Source organism: Agromyces binzhouensis (assembly GCF_004135055.1).
Classification (GTDB): Bacteria; Actinomycetota; Actinomycetes; order Actinomycetales; family Microbacteriaceae; genus Agromyces; species Agromyces binzhouensis.
Window position 1 is genome coordinate 1 of the sequence record NZ_SDPL01000243.1, and the last position, 4635, is coordinate 4635.

Annotated in this window: 5 protein-coding genes; all 5 read right to left on the bottom strand. The window is 71.7% G+C overall.

Features of this window, described 5'->3' with window-relative positions:
- The coding region (locus tag ESO86_RS11700) for a hypothetical protein (RefSeq protein WP_207207106.1) at positions 1-257 on the bottom strand (257 nt) is incomplete at its 3' end.
- On the bottom strand, positions 254-1411 hold the full coding sequence (locus ESO86_RS11705) for a glycoside hydrolase family 15 protein (protein ID WP_129235194.1): 1158 nt from the start codon (positions 1409-1411) through the stop codon (positions 254-256). The genes ESO86_RS11705 and ESO86_RS11700, both read right to left, overlap by 4 nt.
- Positions 1412-1487: 76 nt before the next feature.
- Entirely contained in the window at positions 1488-2738 is a 1251-nt protein-coding gene (locus ESO86_RS11710; protein ID WP_129235195.1) for an ABC transporter substrate-binding protein, read from the bottom strand.
- A 79-nt stretch (positions 2739-2817) separates the two neighbouring features.
- Positions 2818-3702 carry a carbohydrate ABC transporter permease gene (locus tag ESO86_RS11715; protein WP_129235196.1) on the bottom strand — a complete coding sequence of 295 codons (885 nt, stop codon included), beginning with the start codon at positions 3700-3702 and terminating at the stop codon, positions 2818-2820.
- On the bottom strand, positions 3695-4635 hold a 941-nt coding region (locus tag ESO86_RS11720), incomplete at its 5' end, for a carbohydrate ABC transporter permease (RefSeq protein WP_242492333.1). The genes ESO86_RS11720 and ESO86_RS11715, both read right to left, overlap by 8 nt.

Below are 4635 nucleotides of genomic sequence, written 5' to 3' on the forward strand. Positions count from 1 at the left end.
GCGGAGGCGAGGTGCCCGCCGTCGATCGTCTGGCCGCGCGACGTGCGCGTCGCGCGCGCGAGCGGGAGGCGTTCGGTGCGGCGCGAGCCCGCGGCATCCGTGACCTCGACCTCGACCTCGACCTCGACGGACTCGACGTCGGGCGTCGCGCGGACGCCGAGCCGGAGCGGCTCGCCTGGGACGGGGTCGATCGGCCGGCGCTGCTCGGTGTCGATCGAGTACGGGTGGCCGGAGCCGAACGGGCGGTGGCGGATCATCGAGCGGACTCCTGGGGTGCGGGTGCGGATTCGGGTGCGCCGTCGAGGGCCACGGCGAGTCGGACGAGCATGGCGTGGCTCCAGAGCAGCGGGTCGGCGGACGGCCCCCAACGCGCGACCCACTCGTCGACCCGGGAGGGGTCGAGGAGGTGCCGTTCCACCTGCTCGGGCATCGACCCGTCCGCCCCCGCGGTCCCGGCCGCCCAGTCGAGCAGCTCGCGCGCACGGTCGGCGTCGCCGGCGCGCGCGTGGGCCAGGCCGAGGAAACAGGAGAGCAACGGCCACTGGCCGCCGCCGAAGTACGTGTCGCCGACGAAGCGGTGCACGCCGCCGTCGACCGTCAGGTCGCGCTCGATCGCGGCGATGGTGCCGGCACCGAGCTCGGATGCCGCGGGGACGACGTCCATGACCCCGACGATCGCCGCGAGGCTCGCGTCGACGGCCGTCGAGCCGACCCACTTCGAGAGGTGCCCCTCGGCGACGCCGCGCCGCACCATGAACCCCTCGACGTCCGCCGCCGCCGCAGCCGCGAGTGCGGCGCCGTCGTCGTCGAGGACGCCGAGCGACGCGGCCGCTCGCAGTCCGGCCGCGATGCAGCCGAGCGTGGACACGTGCACGTGCTCGGCGTGCTCCTCCCACCAGTCGAAGCACGGGCGCTGCCACGAGGACGCGAGGTAGTCGACCGTGAGCGCGATCGCCGGCGCCCAGCGCGCGGCGTCAGCGCCGTGCCGACGCGCATGCTCGGCGAGCGCCCAGAGCCAGGTCCCGTATCCGTCGAGCTGGAAGTCCCACCACTCGTCGTCGCCGGCCCGGCCGTCGAAGGTGAAGCGCGTGGGCAGCATCGCGGAATCCGCGAACGGCGCTCCGGTCCGGGCGGCGGCCGTGATCGCGCCGATGTCGTCGCGACGGGACTCGAGCACGCCGGCGCACCAGTCGAAGAACCGCTCGGCCGACTCGGCGCGGCCGTACGCGGACATGGCGTCGGCGATGAACGCGCCGTCACGGAACCAGCTGTACCCGGCGTACGCCGAGAACGTCGGGCTCGCGGGGTAGGCGCCGCCGGCGTCCTGGAGCGTGGCGATGAGGTCGGCGCTCGAGGCGACCAGCGCAGCGAGGTCGGCGCGGGCGGCGCCGGCGGTCGTGGGAAGGGTCATCGTGGGGCTGCCTCCGTGCGTGGTGGATGGGCGGGGCCGGGCGCGTGGGCGCCCGGCCCCGAGGCGGTGCGAGCGGTCAGCCGCCGATGGCGGCGTTGATGCGCTCCTCGGCGGAGTCGAGCGCCTCCTGCACGGTCTTCCGACCGGCCTGCGCCTCGACGAGCTCCTCGGTCATGATGTCCTGCATCTCCTGCTGGCCCGCGGCGACCACGGGAGGGAGCGCGACGTCCTCGAGCGAGTCGAAGACGGCCTGCCGGTTCTCGGGGTTCCCGAGCGTGAGGTAGCTGTCGAGCGCGGCCTCGTCGGAGGTCGCCGGGAGCTCCCATCCCGCATCCAGGCGGGTCTGGACCATGACGTCGCTCGAGGTGAGGTACTCGGCGAAGGCGGCAGCGGCCTCCTGGTGCTCCGATCCCGCAGAGACGCCGACCGCGTTCGAGAAGAGCGCACTCGCCTGCTGGGCGTTGCCCGGCTCGACCGCGATGTCCCAGCCGAAGGGCGCGTCGGCGAACGCGCCGAACATCCAGATGCCGGTGTGCAGCATCGCGAGCTTCCCGTCGAGGTAGAGGTTGGTGTCGAAGTCGGGCGTGCCCTGGCCGTCCTCGATGGTCGGCATGGTCGTGCCGCTCTTGCCGACGAGCCACTCGGCGGCCTCGACGCCCTCCGGCGTGTTGAACGCGACGGCCGTGCCGTCGGAGTCCAGGAACTCGCCGCCGTTCTGCGCGAGCACCTTGTAGTACTCGTAGAAGCTCACGGGCTGGTGGTCGCCCCACACGCCTGCGGCCTCGTCGGTGAGCTGCTCGGCCGCTGCCTGCTCGTCGGCCCAGGTCCAGTCCGCGGTCGGCGTCTCGACGCCCGCGGCCTCGAACAGGTCGCTGTTGTAGAAGAGCACGACGGTCGAGAAGGAGCTGGGGAGGGCGTACTGCGTGCCATCCGCCTGGTAGGCCTCGAGCACGCTCTGACGGTAGGCGGCCGGGTCCTCCGGATCGAGCTCGGCGAGGACGCCGTTCGCCTGGTACTGGGCGAAGTTCGCGTACTCGATGTCGAACACGTCGGCGACGGTGCCCGCGGCGAGGTCGGTCTGCAGCGCGGTGCCGTAGTCGGCGTACGGCAGCGTGGTGACCTCGACCGTCACGTCGGGGTTCTCCTCCTCGAACGCGTCGACGATGGCCTGGAGGTTCTCCTCGTTGCCGCCGTTCGAGATGAAGTTCGTGTAGGTGATGGTGACGGGCCCGTCGGCGTCGCCGGACGAGTCGCCGGCCGAGCAGCCGGTCAGGGCGAGTGCGGCGGCGGCGACGATGCCGACGCCGGCCAGTGCTGTGGTCCTCATGGTGCGTATCTCCTTCGATAGGGGTGAGGCGTGGATGGAGCGGATGGGTGTTCGGGACTCGGAGCGCGCGTCGCGGGCCTCACTTGATGCCGGTGTTCGCGACCCCCTGGATGACGTACTTCTGGGCGAAGAGGTAGATGGCGAGCATCGGGAGGATGCTCACGACGGAGCCGGCCATGACGATGTCCCACTGCGTCGTGTACTGGCCCTGCAGTCCGGCCAGGGCGACGGGCAGCGTCTGCAGCTCGGGCGAGCGCAGCACGACGAGGGGCCACAGGAAGCTGTTCCAGCTGCCCATGAACGCGAACACCGCGAGGGTCGCGAGCGCCGGCCTGATGTTGGGCAGGATCACCGTCCAGAAGATCCGGAAGTGGCCGGCGCCGTCGAGCGCCGCGGCCTCGTCGAGCTCGACGGGCACCTGGTTCATCGCCTGCCGGAGCAGGAACACCCCGAAGGCGGCCGCGAGCGTCGGCAGCAGGGCCCCCAGGTAGGTGTCGACGAGCCCCCAGGCGCGCAGCTCGGCGAACAGCGGCACGACGAGCACCTGCAGCGGGATCATCATCGTCGCGAGGTAGATGCCGAAGACGACCGTGCGCCCGCGGAACGGCAGGCGGCTGAACGCGTAGGCCGCGGTCGCGCTCGTGAAGAGCTGCGCGAGCGTCGTCACGGTGGCGAGCAGCAGGCTGTTGCCGACGACGCGGGCGAACGGCAGGTCGGCGAACAGCCGCTGGTACGCCTCGATGCTCGGGTCGTCCGGGACGATCGACGGGGTCGAGCCCAGGCCGCTGCCGGGGCTCAGCGAGGTCACGACCGTCCAGTAGAACGGGAAGAACATCGCCAGGGCGCCGAGCACCATCACGACGTGCAGCAGCACGCTCCGGGCGAGCGCCGCGCGCGCGGCGTCGGTGCGGTGACGGATGCCTCCGGCCCGTGCCGGCGTCGGTGCGAGGGTCGTCTCAGCCATAGTTCACCCACTTGCGCTGGCCGCGGATCTGGATGACCGTCACGGCGAGGATCACGACGAACAGGAGCCACGAGAGCGCCGACGCCTCGCCTGCCCTGCCGTATCGGAAGGTCAGGTCGTAGATCTGCTGGACGACCACCTGGGTCGCTCCGCCCGGGCCGCCGCCGGTCATCGCGTACACCTGGTCGAACACCTGGAACCCGTTGATGAGCGAGATGACGATCACGAAGAACGTGGCGGGTGAGAGCAGGGGCAGGGTCACCGAGAACAGGCGACGCCACCATCCGGCCCCGTCGACGCGCGCTGCGTCGAGCAGTTCGGGGTCGATGGCCTGCAGGCCCGCGAGCAGGATCACCATGACGAAGCCGAGGTCCTTCCACGCCGAGGCGAGGATGATCGAGGGCATCGCCCAGGCCGGGTCGGTCCACCACCCGGGTCCGTCGATGCCGAACCAGGCGAGCACGCTGTTCACGACGCCGTTCGACGGGTTGAGCAGCCACCGCCAGACGAGCGCGACGACGATCCAGCTCGTGATGACGGGGAGGAAGTACACGCCGCGGAGGATCGTGCGACCGCGCAGCGCCGCGTTCAGCGCGAGGGCGATCGCGAGCCCGCCCACGTAGACGAGCGGCAGGTAGCCGACGATGTAGTACAGCGTGTGGAGGAAGACGTCGGCCGTCTCGGGATCGGTGAGCAGGTCCGCGTAGTTCTCGAGCCCGACCCACTTCGCGGGTGCGAGCAGGTTCCACTCGGTGAGGCTGATCCAGGCGGCGGCGACCATCGGGCCGAGTACGAAGAGGAGGAGCGGCACCGCGCTCGGCAGCAGGAACGCGAGCACCGTGAGGGCGTACCGGACCCGTCGTGCGCGGCGGCCGGCGCCGCGCGGAGGAACGGCGCGCGATGCGGTCGGGCGGGCGTCGGCACCGACCTCCG

What these genes read in the sequence shown, in the direction of transcription:
- ESO86_RS11705 (WP_129235194.1), bottom strand. Translation starts at nt 1,411, where the DNA reads ATGACCCTTCCCACGACCGCCGGCGCCGCCCGCGCCGACCTCGCTGCG.
- ESO86_RS11710 (WP_129235195.1), bottom strand. Translation starts at nt 2,738, where the DNA reads ATGAGGACCACAGCACTGGCCGGCGTCGGCATCGTCGCCGCCGCCGCA.
- ESO86_RS11715 (WP_129235196.1), bottom strand. Translation starts at nt 3,702, where the DNA reads ATGGCTGAGACGACCCTCGCACCGACGCCGGCACGGGCCGGAGGCATC.